This window comes from Streptomyces sp. NPDC047108 (assembly GCF_040643575.1).
In the GTDB taxonomy this organism is placed as follows: domain Bacteria; phylum Actinomycetota; class Actinomycetes; order Streptomycetales; family Streptomycetaceae; genus Streptomyces.
Genome location: NZ_JBEYUP010000037.1, coordinates 1 through 15,692, shown reverse-complemented (window position 1 = coordinate 15,692; position 15,692 = coordinate 1). Strand labels below are relative to the sequence as shown.

General features: G+C 73.5%; 13 protein-coding genes and 1 rRNA gene. 3 read left to right on the top strand and 11 right to left on the bottom strand.

Annotation, left to right across the window (positions count from 1 at the left end; genetic code table 11):
* Positions 1–663 precede the first annotated feature (663 nt).
* Positions 664–2,421, bottom strand: a complete 1,758-nt coding sequence (recN, locus tag ABZ822_RS32400) for a DNA repair protein RecN (RefSeq protein WP_360862028.1) — start codon at positions 2,419–2,421, stop codon at positions 664–666.
* Positions 2,422–3,322: 901 nt separating this feature from the next.
* On the opposite strand from recN, the gene ABZ822_RS32395 reads away from it, so the two are divergent.
* Positions 3,323–3,502: a hypothetical protein gene (locus ABZ822_RS32395; protein ID WP_360862022.1), complete on the top strand. Its 180-nt coding sequence runs from the start codon at positions 3,323–3,325 to the stop codon at positions 3,500–3,502.
* Positions 3,503–4,829: 1,327 nt separating this feature from the next.
* Here the strand turns inward: ABZ822_RS32395 and ABZ822_RS32390 are convergent.
* Genes ABZ822_RS32390 through ABZ822_RS32380 form a run of 3 tightly spaced genes read right to left on the bottom strand, consistent with a single transcriptional unit; the run spans position 4,830 to position 7,022 of the window.
* Positions 4,830–5,735 (bottom strand): NAD kinase, encoded by a 906-nt coding sequence (locus tag ABZ822_RS32390; RefSeq protein WP_360862020.1) that lies wholly within the window; start codon positions 5,733–5,735, stop codon positions 4,830–4,832.
* Entirely contained in the window at positions 5,732–6,538 is an 807-nt protein-coding gene (locus ABZ822_RS32385; RefSeq protein ID WP_360862018.1) for a TlyA family RNA methyltransferase, read from the bottom strand. The genes ABZ822_RS32390 and ABZ822_RS32385 overlap by 4 nt, the downstream gene beginning before the upstream one ends.
* A gap of 7 nt (positions 6,539–6,545) precedes the next feature.
* Complete coding sequence (locus tag ABZ822_RS32380; RefSeq protein ID WP_360862026.1) at positions 6,546–7,022, bottom strand: hypothetical protein; 477 nt, start codon at positions 7,020–7,022, stop codon at positions 6,546–6,548.
* Between the two features lie 78 nt (positions 7,023–7,100).
* Here ABZ822_RS32380 and ABZ822_RS32375 point away from each other — a divergent pair, with 78 nt between their 5' ends.
* Positions 7,101–7,448 carry an SCP2 sterol-binding domain-containing protein gene (locus ABZ822_RS32375; protein ID WP_360862016.1) on the top strand — a complete coding sequence of 116 codons (348 nt, stop codon included), beginning with the start codon at positions 7,101–7,103 and terminating at the stop codon, positions 7,446–7,448.
* Here ABZ822_RS32375 and ABZ822_RS32370 read toward each other — a convergent pair.
* The 4 genes from ABZ822_RS32370 to ABZ822_RS32355 all read right to left on the bottom strand — a co-directional run bounded on the left by ABZ822_RS32370 (position 7,396) and on the right by ABZ822_RS32355 (position 11,799).
* Positions 7,396–8,448 (bottom strand): ABC transporter ATP-binding protein, encoded by a 1,053-nt coding sequence (locus ABZ822_RS32370; protein WP_360862014.1) that lies wholly within the window; start codon positions 8,446–8,448, stop codon positions 7,396–7,398. The genes ABZ822_RS32375 and ABZ822_RS32370 overlap by 53 nt on opposite strands.
* Entirely contained in the window at positions 8,445–9,473 is a 1,029-nt protein-coding gene (locus tag ABZ822_RS32365) for an iron chelate uptake ABC transporter family permease subunit (protein WP_360862012.1), read from the bottom strand. The genes ABZ822_RS32370 and ABZ822_RS32365 overlap by 4 nt, the downstream gene beginning before the upstream one ends.
* Positions 9,470–10,519, bottom strand: coding sequence for an iron chelate uptake ABC transporter family permease subunit (locus ABZ822_RS32360; RefSeq protein ID WP_360862010.1), 1,050 nt, complete (start codon positions 10,517–10,519; stop codon positions 9,470–9,472). Before ABZ822_RS32360 ends, ABZ822_RS32365 begins: the two co-directional genes overlap by 4 nt.
* A gap of 245 nt (positions 10,520–10,764) precedes the next feature.
* On the bottom strand, positions 10,765–11,799 hold the full coding sequence (locus tag ABZ822_RS32355; RefSeq protein ID WP_360862008.1) for an HAD-IIA family hydrolase: 1,035 nt from the start codon (positions 11,797–11,799) through the stop codon (positions 10,765–10,767).
* Positions 11,800–11,877: 78 nt separating this feature from the next.
* On the opposite strand from ABZ822_RS32355, the gene ABZ822_RS32350 reads away from it, so the two are divergent.
* Positions 11,878–13,245, top strand: a complete 1,368-nt coding sequence (locus ABZ822_RS32350; RefSeq protein WP_360862006.1) for a DUF1015 domain-containing protein — start codon at positions 11,878–11,880, stop codon at positions 13,243–13,245.
* A gap of 111 nt (positions 13,246–13,356) precedes the next feature.
* Here the strand turns inward: ABZ822_RS32350 and ABZ822_RS32345 are convergent, their stop codons facing one another.
* From ABZ822_RS32345 to rrf, 3 genes are all read right to left on the bottom strand, one after another.
* On the bottom strand, positions 13,357–14,361 hold the full coding sequence (locus ABZ822_RS32345) for a hypothetical protein (RefSeq protein WP_360862024.1): 1,005 nt from the start codon (positions 14,359–14,361) through the stop codon (positions 13,357–13,359).
* On the bottom strand, positions 14,331–15,374 hold the full coding sequence (locus tag ABZ822_RS32340) for a hypothetical protein (RefSeq protein WP_360862030.1): 1,044 nt from the start codon (positions 15,372–15,374) through the stop codon (positions 14,331–14,333). Before ABZ822_RS32340 ends, ABZ822_RS32345 begins: the two co-directional genes overlap by 31 nt.
* Before the next feature lie 231 nt (positions 15,375–15,605).
* Positions 15,606–15,692: ribosomal RNA gene (gene rrf / locus ABZ822_RS32335) — 5S ribosomal RNA — on the bottom strand; the annotation flags it as partial.

The window sequence follows — 15,692 nt, the reverse complement described above, 5'->3', positions numbered from 1 at the left end:
ATCAGCGTCTCCAACGGCGCCTCCCGGACCCGGTGACACCACCCCCCAGGTCATCCGTTCGACAGGGGGAACAGTCATGCCGGGCCCGGAGGCCAGCGGTCCTCTTGCAGGACCGCGGAAAACATAACGGGGGCCGGCGCGGCTCGGAGCAGCCGACTCCCCGACGAGCGATGTCGCCTGTGGCCGACGGAAGCCGCACCGCAGGTGGTTCGACGAGGCCGCAGCCGGGCGGGGTGGAGGCCGCGCGGGCGGCCCCGGGTGCGCAGGCGCGCACGTACGGGTCCGGCCCGCCGAGTTGAACGCTCCCCCGCGGGCCGCGGGCCGCGGGCCGCCGGCGACGCCGGCGCGTCCGCCACGGGCGTTCCCGCGTGCCCGAGCGGTCGGCGCCCGATCACGGCGTCGGACCGAACGTCGACGGACCGGCCGTACTCGGGCGGACGTGCGTGTCGGCCAACGGCCTTGACGGCCGCCGTCGCGCCCATGACCGGCCATCCCCCCCGTGGCCGACAGACGTAGCCAGCCGGACGCACGTACCCCATGGACAGTGGCACCGTACCCATGGGCTGACGCACGTACCCCATGGGGCGGATACGCGCCCCATGAGCGCCGGAACCGCCTGCCGCGGATGCGGCTCCTACCGCCGCCCCACAGCTCCCGCTACCGCTACCGCGCGTCGCCCGCCAGACGGTCCGCCGCCATACGGTCGGCCGCCGCGCGAGCCGCCTCCAGCAGCTCCTCGGCGTGGGCGCGCGCCAGTTGGGAGTCCTCCTGGCCCGCCAGCATCCGGGACAGCTCGCGGACCCGGTCCTCGCCCTCCATCGCCTTCACACCACTGCGCGTCACCGAGCCGTCGTTGGTCTTCTCGACGACCAGGTGCCGGTCGGCGAACGCCGCGACCTGCGGCAGATGCGTCACGACCACCACTTGAGCGGACTTGGCCAGCCGTGCCAGCCGTCGGCCGACCTCGACCGCCGCCTTGCCGCCCACGCCCGCGTCCACCTCGTCGAAGAGGTAGGTCGGCACCGGGTCGGACCCGGCGAAGACGACCTCCACGGCGAGCATCACCCGCGACAGCTCACCGCCCGACGCCCCCTTGGCGATCGGTCGCGGCTGGGCGCCCGGGTGCGGGGCGAGGAGGAGTTCGACCTCGTCGACGCCCGTCGGGCCGAACCCGACCGTCCGCCCGTCCACCTCGACGCCCTCCGCGGCCTCGGACTGCCGGATGTCGATGGTCACCCGGGCGTGCGGCATGGCCAGTTCGGCGAGTTCGGCGGTGACCGCATCTGCGAACCGCTCCGCCGCCTCCCTCCGGGCGTCCGTCAACGCCTGGGCGAGACCGGAGAGTTCCGAGCGGAGCCCGTCGTGCTCGGCCGTGAGTTCGCCGATCCGGTCGTCGTCGCCGTCGAGTTCGGCGAGGCGGGCGGCGCTCTGCTCGGACCAGGCGAGGACGTGTCCGATGTCCTCCCCGTACTTCCGGGTGAGCTGCGAGAGCGCCGCCCGGCGCTCCTCCACGGCCGCGAGGCGCAGCGGGTCGGCGTCGAGGTCGTCGGCGTAGCCCGCCAGTTCACCGGCCACATCCGAGAGGAGGATGCCGATCTCGCCGAGCCGGTCGGCCAGCGCGGCCAGCGCGGGGTCATGGGTGCGTACGGCCTCCAGGGCGCGGTGCGCACCCCCGACCAGGGTGGTCGCGTCCACGCCCTCCGGGTCCTCCGGGTTGCCCGCGAGCCCCTGGTGTGCGGAGGTTGCGGCCGAGGCGAGGGCTTCGGCGTGGCCGAGCCGCTCGGCCTCCGCGGCGAGTTCGGTGTCCTCGCCGGGCCGGGGTTCGGCGGCCGCGATCTCCTCGAGACCGAACCGCAGCAGGTCCGCCTCCTGCGCCCGCTCGCGGGCGCGCGTGGTCAGTTCGTCCAGCTCGGCGGCGACGGCCCGCAGCCGACGGTACGCCGCCCCGTACTTCTCCAAAGGCGCAGCCACCGCGTCGCCCGCATAGCGGTCGAGGGCCTGCCGCTGCCGAGCCGCCTTCAGGAGCCCCTGCTGGTCGGTCTGGCCGTGTACGGCGACGAGGTCGTCGGCCATCTCGGCGAGAAGCCCCACGGGCACGGACCGGCCGCCCAGATGCGCACGGGACCGTCCTTCGGCGGAGACGGTACGGCTGATGAGGAGCGCACCGTCGTCCAGTTCGGCGCCCGCCTCCTCGGCGCGCACGGCGGCAGCGGCGTCACCGGGGACGGCGATCCGCCCCTCGACGACCGCCGCCTTCGACCCGATCCGTACGAGACCGGGGTCGGCGCGACCGCCGAGGAGCAGGCCGAGGCTGGTGACGACCATGGTCTTGCCGGCGCCGGTCTCACCGGTCACCGCGGTGAAGCCGGGCGACAGCTCCACCACGGCGTCGTCGATGACCCCGAGCGACCGTATGCGCATCTCCTCCAACACGGACACGACCTTACGAGGTTCGGAGGGCACCGCGCGACGCGCTCCCCGAGAGGCCCCCCGCAGGGGTGCCTCTCGCCGCCCGTTCCTCCCGATCGGTCTCTCTCCGGGGCGCCCACCCTGGGGACACCCCCACCCCGGCCCGGGTGATCACTCCACAGCCCTGCCCGCGTTCCCGGCATGACGCTGGGACCACCGGCCGGAGCCGCCGCCCCGAGAGGCGCGGAGGGCCGAACACCCGTAAGGGGCAAGGAGGTTGCGGAGGCGTGGTGGCGTCAGTCGTACGGGCGTCGACGCGTGCGCAACGGCGTACGACCGGCGGGACGACGGGCGCCGTGCGGTCCGCCGCGACCGTTCCGTGCACCGCGGCGACGATGCCGTGGGTCACCGCGATCGCACAGGCTGCCACCGGATCTCCGCCGGGGGGATCCTTGCCGACGCGGTGGACTCATGGACGCGACGACGACAGCTCTGCCGACCGGTTCGGTGGCTTTGTCGCCTTTCTCGGTCGACTTGACGCTTTCGTGATCGTCTCGACCCGAAACCCGCTCCCGTCCCTCGCGGGTCTCCGGCACGGCGGACGGGGCTCCGCCCGGGCACACCGCCCGCGCGTCGGTCCAGGGCGTCCGGCATACGGACGGCTACGGCGACCCGGCCGCCCTCGAGCGCCGCCGTCCGGGCCGTTACGAGACCACGCGCGCGAGCTGTTTCAGGGGCACGCCCCCCGCTCCGGTCCGCTCCGCCCCGACGGCAGTGCGGAGTTCGCGCCCGGGGAGGGCGCCGACCACGACTGCGCGACAGTGCGCCCGACCCCCGAGCCGCACCGCCCTCTCCGCCTCACGGGCAGCGTGGGCGAACGGATCCTCCACCGCGTCCACCGCGTTCCGCGCGCGTGCGCACACCGGACGACAACCCGCGGGCGGTCTTCGACGTCTTCTGGCGGACATGCGCCGAGAACGATCCCCTCTTCGCGCCCAAGGGCATCGACTGGAACGCCGTCCGCGACCGCTACCGCCCCACGTCACCGCCAGGACCACCGACGATCAACTGTTCGCGATCCTGCGGGACATGATCAAGACCCTGCACGACAGCCACACTGCCCTGATCGCGGGGACCGGCGGTACGCGGGGCACCGGCAGGACACCGAGCCGCCCACGCACGAATCGATCGCACGTATCGACAAAGCGACCGCGGACAGCGTCGGCGTCGAGCAGCGCCGATGGGCACTGTCGTACGCCGATCCGTCCGGGAACATCGGCTACCTCCGCATCACCCGCTCCCTGGACTTCACCGAAAAGGGCGACCGAACTCGACACGGCCCTCGACGCCGTCCTCGCCCGGAAGCGCACCGACGGACCGGACCGGTTGCGCGGGCTCGTCGTCGATCTGCGCTTCAACGGCGGCGCCTCAGACCGGCTGACCGACCTGCGTACACCGCGTACACCCAGCACGCCCGCGACGACCCGAACCGATCCGCGGGAGCTCACCCCTGGTCGGCGGGTTCCGGGTCCGGCGCATCGGGGGGACAGGGGGCCGGTGACGGCCGGTGACCGGCGGGGTCACAACAGGACCTGCCCGACTCCCGGCCGTCCCCCGAGCACCCGTTGCGAAAATACTTGCCTCAAGTCAAGCATTCTGAAAACACCCCCCGGAGACCTCCCGGACACACCAACCACCCCTGCCGCAACCATGCGACAGCCGCCCCCGGAGACCTCCCGGACACACGAACCACCCCTGCCGCAACCGTGCGACGGCCGTCCCCGGACACCCAGCTCAGCCGACCTCCGCCCCGCCCCCAATGCTCGAAAACCACCCACCGGCCGGCACCCGGCCACACCCCCCAGACCCCCATACCCCCAGACCCCCAGGCCCCAAGACCCCAGGCCCCCAGGCCCTCATGGGCCGTGCACCCGGCCCGCGCCCGCACGGATCGGAGAGAACACCTCGGGGCGGCCATCTCCGACACTCTCGACCGCTCGCTGCCGAACGGCTGGTCCTTCCTGCTGCCGAACGGCTGGTCCTTTTCTGCTGCCGAACGAGGAGTTCCGTACGCCGGACGGCACGACGGTTCGACGGCGCGACGGCACGACGGCACGACGGCACGACGGCACGACGGCACGACGGCACGACGGCACGACGGTTCGACGGTTCGACGGTTCGACGGTTCGACGGCGCGAGCATCCCGCCGGACGTCCGCACGCCGGTGATCACGAACGAGGAGTTCGCGGCGCACCCCACTCCGCCCTCACTCGCGCCCGCGCGTTGCTCGGCGGCAGGAGCTGACACCCCGCCCTGTTCAGCGGGCCGGAGCGAGCCCCGCGCGCCGGCCGTGGCCGGACCTGGCACCGCGCGCCGGCCGTGGCCGGAGCGGGCCCCGCGCGCCGGGAAAGCCCGGGCGGCTACTGCGGTGCGCCGCGCCAACCCGCCACCGGCAGTGCGAACTTGGCGACCAGCCGGTCCGTGAACGACGCGTGGTGCAGACGCGCGAGCCGTACGGGCACGGCGCCGCGGCGCACCTCCACCCGCGCGCCCGCGGGCAGTTCGACGGTCCGCCGCCCGTCGCACCACAGCACGCCGTGCGGCGTCTGCGGCTGCACCTCGACGGCGAGCACCGAGTCCGGCGCGGTCACCAGGGGCTTGGCGAAGAGGGCGTGGGCGCTGATCGGCACCATCAGCAGCGCCTCGACCTCCGGCCAGACGACGGGACCGCCGGCCGAGAAGGCGTATGCCGTGGAGCCCGTCGGCGTCGCGCAGACCACGCCGTCGCCACCGAAGCGCGAGACCGGCCGCCCGTCCACCTCGATGACGACCTCCAGCAGCCGCTCGCGCGCGGCCTTCTCCACCGACGCCTCGTTGAGCGCCCAGTCGCGGTGCACGATCTGCCCGTTGGTGCGCACCAGCACGTCGATGGTCATGCGCTCCTCGACCTCGTACGAGCGCGTGACGACCCGGTCGACGACCTTGTCCAGGTCGTCGCGCTCGGCCTCGGCGAGGAAGCCGACACGGCCGAGGTTGACGCCGAGCATCGGCACACCGGAGCTGCGCGCCAGCTCCGCGCCGCGCAGCAGGGTCCCGTCACCGCCCAGCACCACCAGCAGTTCACTGCCGTCGAGTGCCTTCTCGGACGGGTCGACCTGCTCGACCTGGGAGGGCAGCGGCAGGTCCGCCGCTTCGGAGGCCAGCACGCGGACACCGATGCCACAGCGCAGCAGGCCCTGCACGACCAGTTCGGCGCTGCGGATCGCCGACGGCCTCCCGGTGTGGGCGAGCAGGAAAACGGTGCGTGCTGATGCGGTCTTCGTCAACGCGGGCCCTCCGCCACTGCTCGTTCGACAGCCGCCGGGTCCAGAGCGGGCGCCCCGGCGCGCAGCCACAGAAAGTACTCGACATTACCGGACGGGCCCGGCAGCGGGCTCGCGGTGACGCCCAGCACCCCGAGGCCGAGCCCGGCCGCCTCCCCCGCCACGGTGCGGACGGCCTCGGCACGCAGTTCGGGACTGCGCACCACACCGCCGCTGCCGAGTCGGTCCTTGCCCACCTCGAACTGCGGTTTGACCATGAGCACGAGATCGGCGTCCGGCTCGGCGCAGCGCACCAGCGCGGGCAGCACGAGACCGAGCGGGATGAACGAAAGGTCCCCCACGATCAGGCCCACCGGCTTTCCCTCGATCTGCTCAAGCGTCAACTCGCGTACGTTCGTACGGTCCTTGACGGTGACGCGTTCATCACTTCGCAGTGTCCATGCGAGCTGGCCGTAGCCGACGTCCACGGCGACGACGTGCTCCACGCCCGCCCGCAGCAGCACATCGGTGAATCCGCCGGTCGACGCGCCCGCGTCGAGGGCCCGCCGGCCCTCCGTCTTCAGGCCGAGGGGGACGAACGCGGCGAGCGCGCCCGCCAGCTTGTGGCCGCCGCGCGAGACGTAGTCCGGGTCGCCGTCGTCCTCCCGCACGACCACGGCCGCGCTGGTCTCCACCTGGGTCGCTGACTTGGTCGCGGTGGTGCCGCCGACGGTCACCCTTCCCGCGGCGATGAGCTGACTCGCGTGCTCCCGCGAACGGGCCAGTTTCCTGCGCACCAGCTCCGCGTCGAGTCGGCGTCGTGCCACGTGCGGTTCATCTCCTGGGGTCGTACGGCCCGGGGGCGGGCGAAGGGCGGGACGGCGAAGGCCCGGAGGGCCCTGGGGGGCGGGGCCCGGACGGAGGGGGCGGCCCCGGGCGGGAGTCGAGGGCGGTCAGCGTGTCGCGCAGACCGCGGTGCACATCCTCGTACACCTCCATGTGGCCGTCCGCAGGGAGGTGGTCGGCGTCGGCCAGCCGCTCGAGCTGGGCGTCCACCTCGGCGTTCCCGGTGGGGGTGCGCGGGACGCCCAGGGGGGCGGGGCCGGTGGCGGCCGCCGCGTCCTCACCGTCCGTACCGGCCGCCTCGTCGTACGCGCTGTCCGCCTCGTCGTACGCGCTGTCCGCCCCGTCGTACGCGCTGTCCGCGTCGGCGGCAGGCGCGTGCTGCGGCTCCGCCGTACGCTCCGGTGTCGCCTCCGGCGCGTCCTGCTGCGGCCACTCCCGGTCCCGGGCCTGCTCCCCGCCGGGCATCGACTCGTTCATGGCCCCGACGCTACCCCGAACCGCCCCGTCATCGGGGAGCGAGGCTCTGGGGTACCGTCGATCACGATGAAGACGATCGAGGAGTGCCGGCTGGCACTCGACCGGCTTTCGGAGAATCTCGCGCAGGCGAACGGTGACCTGCGCAGCGCCACCGCGCTCGACCGCTCGTTGAGCTGCCGTATCACCGATCTGGACATCACCTTCATGGGCCGCCTCGCCGAGAGCCGGATCAAGGACGTGACGACGGTGCCCGGGCCTCCGCCGGAACGTGCGCAGATCCGGCTGGCGATGGCCAGCGACGACCTGGTGGCCATGGTCGACGGCCGGCTCAACTTCGCGAAGGCGTGGGGTACAGGCAGGGTCAAGCTCGAGGCCGGGCTGCGGGACCTGATGCGGCTGCGCTCGCTGCTGTAACCCCGCCGCCGTCCGCCGGAGCGGCACCGGTGCGGCCGGCGACGACCGTACGGCGTACCCGTGCGGCGGGGACGACCAGGGGCGTACCCGTCTCCGGGTCGTCGATGACCTGGCAGCGCATCCCGAAGACCCGCTCGACCAGCTCGGCGGTGACGATCTCCCCCGGCTTCCCCTCCGCCACGATCTCCCCGCCGCGCATCGCGATCAGATGGGTCGCGTAGCGCGCCGCGTGGTTGAGGTCGTGCAGAACGGCGACCAGGGTCCGGCCCTGTTCCTCGTGCAGCTCGGCGCACAGGTCGAGGACGTCGATCTGATGCTGGATGTCGAGGTACGTGGTCGGCTCGTCCAGGAGCAGCAGCGGAGTCTGCTGGGCGATGGCCATCGCGATCCACACCCGCTGCCGCTGCCCTCCGGACAACTCGTCGACATAGCGATCCGCGAGCTCCGCCACACCGGTCGCCGCCATCGATTCGTCGACGATCCGCTCGTCCTGAGACGACCACTGCCGCAGCAGTCCCTGGTGCGGGTACCGGCCCCGGGACACGAGGTCGGCGACCGTGATCCCGTCCGGGGCGATCGAGGACTGCGGCAGCAGCCCGAGGGTGCGGGCGACCTTCTTCGCGGGCAGCGAGCCGATGGCCTGCCCGTCGAGGAGGACGTGGCCCGAGGACGGCTTGAGCATGCGCGACAGGGCGCGCAGGAGGGTCGACTTGCCGCAGGCGTTGGGGCCGACGATGACGGTGAAGGACCGGTCCGGGATCTCGACGGACAGCCCCTCGGCGACGGTGCGCCGGTCGTAGGCGAGGGTGACGGATTCGGCCGCGAGGCGGTTCCGGTTCCGGGAGGTCGTCCGGGCGGTCACGTCGTCTCTCCTGGCGGTGGTGGGGTCGGGCCTGACGGTGCCGGTGCCGGTGGTGGCGCCGGGCGTGGCAGTCGTGGTGCCGGTGCCGGTGGTGGCGCCGCGGGCCGCGGGGATGTCCTGGTCGTCCGGCCGCTTCATATCCGCCCCGCCCTTCGCTCGGTCACCAGAAGCCACAGCAGATAGACACCGCCCAGCACCCCGGTCACGACGCCGACCGGCACCCGGTCCGCCCCGAAGACCCGCTGCGACGTCCAGTCCGCGATGACCAGCAGCGCCCCGCCCATGCAGGCGGCGGGCAGCAGGTTCGGGCCGGGCGAGCGGGTCAGGCGCCGGGCGAGCTGCGGTGCGGTGAGGGCGACGAAGGCGAGCGGACCGGCCGCGGCCGTCGCGACCGCGGTCAGCAGCACGGCCGCGAGCATCAGCAGCAGCCGGGTGCGCTCGACCCGTACCCCCAGCGCGTACGCCGAGTCGTCGCCCATCTCGAGCATGCGCAGCGGGCGCGCCTGGGTGAGCACCAGCGGGACGATGACGGCGCAGACGCTCAGCAGCGGCCAGACCTGGGCCCAGTCGCGGCCGGACAGCGACCCCGTGATCCAGACGATGGCGCGTGCCGCGTCCACGAGGTCGGCCTTGGTGAGCAGATAGCTGTTGAGCCCGGTGAGCATGGCCGACGCGCCGATGCCGACCAGCACGAAGCGGTAGCCGTGCAGGCCCTGCCGCCAGGCCAGCAGGTAGATCGCGAGGCCCGTGACCAGACCGCCTCCGAAGGCGCCGAACGCCACCGCGACCGAACTGCCCTTGAGGAGCACGATCACGGCGAGTGCTCCGGCGGCCGACCCCTGCGCGAGGCCGATGAAGTCCGGACTGCCCAGCGGGTTGCGGGAGATGCTCTGGAAGACGGCACCGGAGAGCCCGAGGGCCACGCCCACGCAGAGCGCGACCAGGACGCGCGGCAGCCGTAGTTCGCGCACGATGAAGTCCTGGGCGGGGGTGCCGCTTCCGGCGAGCGCGCGCAGCACGTCCGGGGGCGCGAGGGGGAAGTCGCCGGTGCCGATGAGGACCACCGCCATCAGCAGGGCGACGGCGGCGAGCAGCAGCCCGACGACCGCCCCGCGGACGTCGAAGCGGACCGAGAACCCGCCGCGGGTGCGCAGCGCTTTCACAGGTGGGCCATCCTTCGCCGGCGGATGAGGTGGATGAAGACGGGGCCGCCCATGAGCGCGGTGACGATGCCGACCTGCAGCTCCGCGGGCCGGGCGACGACGCGGCCGACGACATCGGCGCCGAGGAGCAGAACCGGCGAGAGCACCGCCGCGTACGGGAGGATCCACCGCAGGTCGGGCCCGGTGAGGGCGCGTACGAGGTGCGGGATCATCAGCCCCACGAAGACGATGGGCCCGCAGGCCGCGGTCGCCGCACCGCACAGCAGGGTCAGGGCCACCATGGCGAGCACCCGGGTCCGGGTGAGGTGGGCGCCGAGCGACCGGGCGGTGTCGTCGCCGAGGGCCATCGCGTTGAGCGGGCGCGCCAGCCCGAGCGCGAGGAGGCTGCCGACCACCAGGAACGGCAGCACCTGCCCGACGAGGGACATGTTGGCCGAGGCCAGCGAACCGACCGTCCAGAAGCGCATCTTGTCCAGCGCCGCGGTGTCGAGCAGCATCACGGCGTTGATGTAGCCGTAGAGGGCGGCGGTCATCGCGGTGCCCGCGAGCGCGAGGCGGACCGGCGTAGCGCTGCGGCTGCCCCCGAGCACGTACACGACGGCCGAGACGACCGCCGCCCCGAGGAACGCGAACCAGACATATCCGGTCAGCGAGGTGACGCCGAGAAAGCTGATGGCGGAGACGACGGCGGCCGAGGCACCGGCGTTCACACCGAGAAGTCCCGGGTCGGCGAGGGGATTGCGGGTCAGCGCCTGCATCACCGCGCCGGCCAGGCCGAGACCGGAACCGGCGAGCAGCCCGAGCAGCGTCCGCGGCAGCCGTACGTCCTTGACGACGACGTCGGTGTCGCTGCCGGTGTAGTGGAACAGCCCGTGCCACACCTGGTCGAGGGGTATCGGTTTGGCCCCGACGGCGATGCTGGCGGCCGTGACCACCAGCAGGACTCCGGTCGCGGCGAGCAGCCCGAGGGCGCGCGGGGCGAGGCGCCGGGGCGGGGACGCGGCAGGCTGTATCTCGCCACGTTCGAGGGGACGATCGACCAACATTGACCTTAGGTTAGCCTGACCTCACCAGCTCTGGCGATCGGCCCCCGCCTGCCTTCTGACGCATCCCCGCGTCACGCGCCGACGGCTCCGCCCCACTGCGCCCCCGCCCACGGCATCGCCCCGGCCTCGAATGTCCCGATCTCGCCCCCGCCTCGAACGCCCGGGTTCCGCCGCGGCTTGAACGCCCCGGTGGCCTCAGCGCCTCAGTCCCGCCGTGACCTCAGCGCCTCAGTCCTACCGCGGCCTCAACACCCCAGCCGCGCCACGGCCTTGTCCGTCTCCACGCCGCCCGAGCCGCCGCCCGCCGACGTCCACACCGCGGCGCACAGCGCCCGCAGCCCGTCCCCGGCGTCGCCCCCGCCGTCGAGCACCGCCTCACCGTCCCGTACGGACGCGTTCCAGCCACCGCACACGTACCCCCCGGCCTCCTCCCCGACCTCCGGCTGCCCGGTCAGGAGCCCGCGCAGATCGGCGGCCACGTACGTCGGCCGGTGCTGCGGCGGGGCGGCCAGGAGCTGCGCCGCGTCCGTCACCCCGGTCAGCACGAGCAGCGAGTCCACCCCGCCCACATGCGCGCCCTCGATGTCGGTGTCCAGCCGGTCCCCCACGACCAACGGCCGCTCCGCGCCCGTCCGCAGGATCGTCTCCCGGTGCATCGGCGGCCGCGGCTTGCCCGCAACCTGCGGCTCACCACCGGTGACCAGCCGGACGATCTCGACCGCGGCGCCGTTGCCCGGGGCGATGCCGCGCTCGCTCGGAATCGTCAGATCGGTGTTGGAGGCGAACCAGGGCACGCCGCGCGCCACCGCGTAACTCGCCTCCGCGAAGCGGCCCCACGGCAGCTCGGGCCCGCCGTACCCCTGCACCACGGCGGCCGGATCGTCGTCGGCCGACTCCACCGGCTCCAGGCCGCGTTCCCGCAGTGCGACCCGCAGCCCCTCCCCGCCGATCACCAACACCCGTGCGCCCGCCGGGACCTGGTCCGCGATGAGCCGGGCCACGGCCTGCGCCGAGGTGATGACGTCCGTGGGCTCCGCGGGGACACCGAGATCCGTCAGATGCCCGGCGACCGCCTGCGGCGTACGGGACGCGTTGTTCGTCACGTACGCCAGGTGCATGCCGCCCGCCCGCGCCGACGCCAGCGCCTCGGACGCGTGCGCGATGGCGCGGCCCCCGGCGTAGACCACGCCGTCCAGGTCGAGCAGCGCCGTGTCGTACGCCTCGCTCAGGGGCCGGCCGCTCGCGTCGGTCCGGGTCCGGATCCTGGCCTGTGGGGTCATCGTCTGTCGCTCCTCGCTCCGCGCTCGTGGCTCTCCCCCGATCATCGCGCATCGCCGCAGGCCGCATAGCATGCCCTAATGACCACTTCTGGGCCCGCCCGCGACGGCGGCGACGGTCTGCGCCTGTCGCCCTTCCGAGGTCTGCGCTATGTCCCGGAGCGCGTCGGGAGCCTCGCCGCCGTGACCTCCCCGCCGTACGACGTCGTCGTCCGGCCGGACGGACTGCGCCACCTCGAGACCGCCGACCCGCACAACATCGTCCGGCTCATCCTCCCCCAGGCCGCCGGCTTCGCCGACCGCCACCGGCAGGCCGCGGAGACCCTGCGCCGTTGGCGGGCCGAAGGCGTCCTCGCGGCCGACCCGGAACCGGCCCTCTACGTCTACGAGCAGTGCAGCGGCGACTTCCTGCAGCGCGGGATCATCGGCTCCCTGCGCCTCAGCACGCCCGAGGAGGGCGTCGTGCTGCCGCACGAGGGCGTCATGCAGGAGATCGTCGAGGACCGCGCGGCGCTCATGCGCGAGACGGCCGCCAACCTGGAGCCGCTGCTGCTGACCTACCGGGGCGACGGCGGCGAGGTGGGCGCGACCGCCGTCATCGAGCGGACCGTTCACCGTACGCCTCTCCTCTCCACGACGACCGAGGACGGCGTGAGCCACAGGCTCTGGGCGGTGACCGACCCGGCCGAACTCTCCGAGGCCACCACGGATCTCGCGGCCCACCAGGCACTCATCGCGGACGGCCACCACCGCTGGGCCACCTATCTGCGGCTGCGCGCCGAGCACGACGTGCCCGGCCCCTGGGACTCCGGCCTGGTCCTGCTCGTCGACACCGTCCGCTACCCGCTGCGCGTCCGCGCGATCCACCGGGTACTGCACCGGCTCCCGGTCGCGGACGCGGTGGCGGCACTCGAAGGCGCCTTCCGCGTGCGGAAGGTGGACGGGCCGCTGCCGCGCGCTCTGGAGGCACTGGCGGAGGCGGTGGAGGGGGACGCCGCGGTGCCCGAGTCCTCGGACGGGCCCGAGTCCTCCGACGTGCCCGAGTCCTCCGACGTGCCCGCGGCAGGCGGGCACAACGCCTTTCTGCTCGCGGGCGACGGCGCATTCCACCTGGTCGACCGCCCGGACCCCGCGCTCCTGGCCCGTACGGTCCCCGTGGACCGCCCGGAGGCCTGGCGCACCCTCGACGCCACGGTGCTCCACTCCACCCTGCTGGAACACATGTGGGAGGTCCCGGACAGCCCCGACCACATCGGCTACATCCACGACGTCGCCGCCGCCGTCGACAAGGCCGAGCGGCACGGCGGGACGGCGGTCCTGATGCACCCGGTGCGCGAGGAGGTCGTCCGTGAACTGGCCCAGCAGGGCGTGACGATGCCGCGCAAGTCGACGTCGTTCGGACCCAAGCCCGCGACAGGACTGGTGCTGCGCAGCCTCGAACTGGGCTGAGGGCTGCGGGCTGCGGGCTGCGGGCTGCGGGCTGCGGGCTGAGAGAACGCCGAGAGGGCGGAACTCCCGGAAATCCTCCGGAAGTTCCGCCCTCTCGTGTCCGTGCCCCGATCAGTCCTGATCGTGCCCGGGCTTCTCGTCACCCTCGGGCCGTGAGGCGCCAGCGGCCTCGGGAGCGGGGTCGGCGGCCGACTCGGACTCGGTGACCGGCTCGGACTCGGGCGAATCAACGGCCCCGGACTCAGGGCGAGTCGCGTCGTCGAGCGGTGGGGCCTCGGCCCGTACGTCCTCCACGGCCTCGTCCACGGCGCTCTCCACCAGGCCCTCGTCAGCATCCTCCTCCGACAGAGCATCCGCCTCAGCCTCCGGCGCCGCCGGCTCGTCCGATGCCTGCACCCCCTCCGGCTCGTCGGTCTCGGCGGCGTCCGGGTCGAGCGCGTCGGTGAACTCCACACCGTCCAGCTCGGCCAGACGGTCCGAGGCGTCCGTGGTCCCGCCCTGATCTGCCTCCAGGGCCTTGGCGAACCACTCGCGCGCCTCGTCCTCGCGGCCCACGGCAAGCAGCGCATCGGCGTAGGCGTACCGCAGTCGCGCGGTCCACGGCTGAACGGCGGTCGACGCCAACTCGGAGCTCTGCAGCGTCACGACGGCGGCTTCGGCCTGGCCCATGTCGCGCCGCGCACCGGCCGCGACGAGCCGCATCTCGACCTGTCCCGCGCGGTCCAGCCGCTGCACCTCCGGCTCACCGGCCATGGCCAGCGCCCGCTCGGGCCGGCCCATACCGCGCTCGCAGTCCGCCATCACCGGCCACAGCTCGGCGGACCCGGTCATGCGACGAGCCGCGCGGAACTCGGCCAGCGCCTCCGCGTACTTGCCGGTCGTGTACGACGCGAAGCCTGCGGCCTCGCGCACGGCAGCCACCCGGGAGGCGAGCCGCAGCGCGACGCGCGAGTACGCGTACGCCCGCTCCGGCTCGTCGTCGAGCAGCCGGGCCACCATGACCAGGTTCCGGGCGACGTCGTCGGCGAGCGTCTTCGGCAGGCTCATCAACTCCTGCCGTACGGCCTTGTCGACCTCAGCACCCGTCACGTCCTCAGGGATCGGCAGGCGCTTGATCGGCTCGCGGTCGCGGTCACCGCGCGAACGGTCGTCGCGGCTCGGGTAACCACCGCGCCCGTCACGTCCATCGCGTCCGTCCCGGCGTCCGAACCCTCGGCCCCGGTCGGACCGCTGCTCGGGCCGGCCGCGGCCCCCACCCTGCCCGTACGGGCGGCGCGGACCACGGTCGTCGGGGCGACGCTCGTCACGTCCACGGTCGTCGCGACCACGGAACCCGCCGCCCCGCTCGTCGTCGCGGCGCGGCCCTCGCGGCGGACGGTCGTCGCGGTCACGCCGGAACCCACCCCGGTCGCGATCGTCATCGCGCCGGAAGCCGCCACGGTCGCGATCGTCGTCACGGCGGGGCCCACGCCCGCGGTCGCGATCGTCGTCACGCCGGGGCCCACGCCCGCGGTCGCGGTCCCGGTCATCGCGGCGGTACGAGGAGCCCCGGTCATCGCGGCCACGGAACCCGCTGCCCCCGCGCTCGTCGTCGCGACGCGGCCTGGACGCAGGACGGTCGTCGCGATCCCGACGGAAGCCACCACGATCTCCGTCGCGGTCGCGGTCGTCACGGCGGTACGAGGAACTGCGGTCGTCGCGGCCACGGAACCCGCCGCCCCGCTCGTCGTCGCGGCGCGGCCCACGCGACGGACGGTCATCGCCCCCGCGGCCGCGGAAACCCCCACGGTCACCACCCCGGTCGCGGTCGTCACGGCGGTCGCGGTCGTCACGGCGGTCGCGGTCGTCACGGCGGTAGGAGGAGCCCCGGTCGTCGCGACCACGGAACCCACCGCCCCGCTCGTCATCACGGCGCGGACCACGCGACGGACGGTCCTCCCGGTCCTGCCGGAAGCCGCCACGATCCCGGTCGTCCCGGTCACGCCGGAACCCACCCCGGTCACGGTCGTCCCGGTCACGCCGGAACCCACCACGGTCGCGATCGTCATCGCGCCGCGGCCCGCGCGGACGGTCGTCGCCTCCGCGGCCGCGGGAACCGCCGCGGTCGCCACCCCGGTCGCGGTCGCCACGCGGCCCCGAACCCCGGAAGTCCCGCCGGTCACCGCCGTCTTGACGCCTCGGCCGGCGCTCGGAACGGCCAGACCCATCCTCGGGCGAATTGGTGGACATCGACGTGACTCCCTGTCTTGCGGTACCGCAGTCATCATTCTCGCGCACCTGACACAGCGATGCGCTCCGGGAAAAACAAAAGGACCCTTGGTCCCAGCAAGTACGCTGGGACCAAGGGTCCTTCAAAGATTGTTCGGCGGCGTCCTACTCTCCCACAGGGTCCCCCCTGCAGTACCATCGGCGCTGAAAGGCTTAGCTTCCGGGTTCGAAATGTAACC

Coding starts and splice junctions, on each gene's coding strand:
- ABZ822_RS32350 (WP_360862006.1), top strand. CDS start 11,878: ATGACCACTTCTGGGCCCGCCCGCGACGGCGGCGACGGTCTGCGCCTG.
- ABZ822_RS32355 (WP_360862008.1), bottom strand. CDS start 11,799: ATGACCCCACAGGCCAGGATCCGGACCCGGACCGACGCGAGCGGCCGG.
- recN (WP_360862028.1), bottom strand. CDS start 2,421: ATGCGCATACGGTCGCTCGGGGTCATCGACGACGCCGTGGTGGAGCTG.
- ABZ822_RS32360 (WP_360862010.1), bottom strand. CDS start 10,519: ATGTTGGTCGATCGTCCCCTCGAACGTGGCGAGATACAGCCTGCCGCG.
- ABZ822_RS32370 (WP_360862014.1), bottom strand. CDS start 8,448: ATGAAGCGGCCGGACGACCAGGACATCCCCGCGGCCCGCGGCGCCACC.
- ABZ822_RS32380 (WP_360862026.1), bottom strand. CDS start 7,022: ATGCCCGGCGGGGAGCAGGCCCGGGACCGGGAGTGGCCGCAGCAGGAC.
- ABZ822_RS32375 (WP_360862016.1), top strand. CDS start 7,101: ATGAAGACGATCGAGGAGTGCCGGCTGGCACTCGACCGGCTTTCGGAG.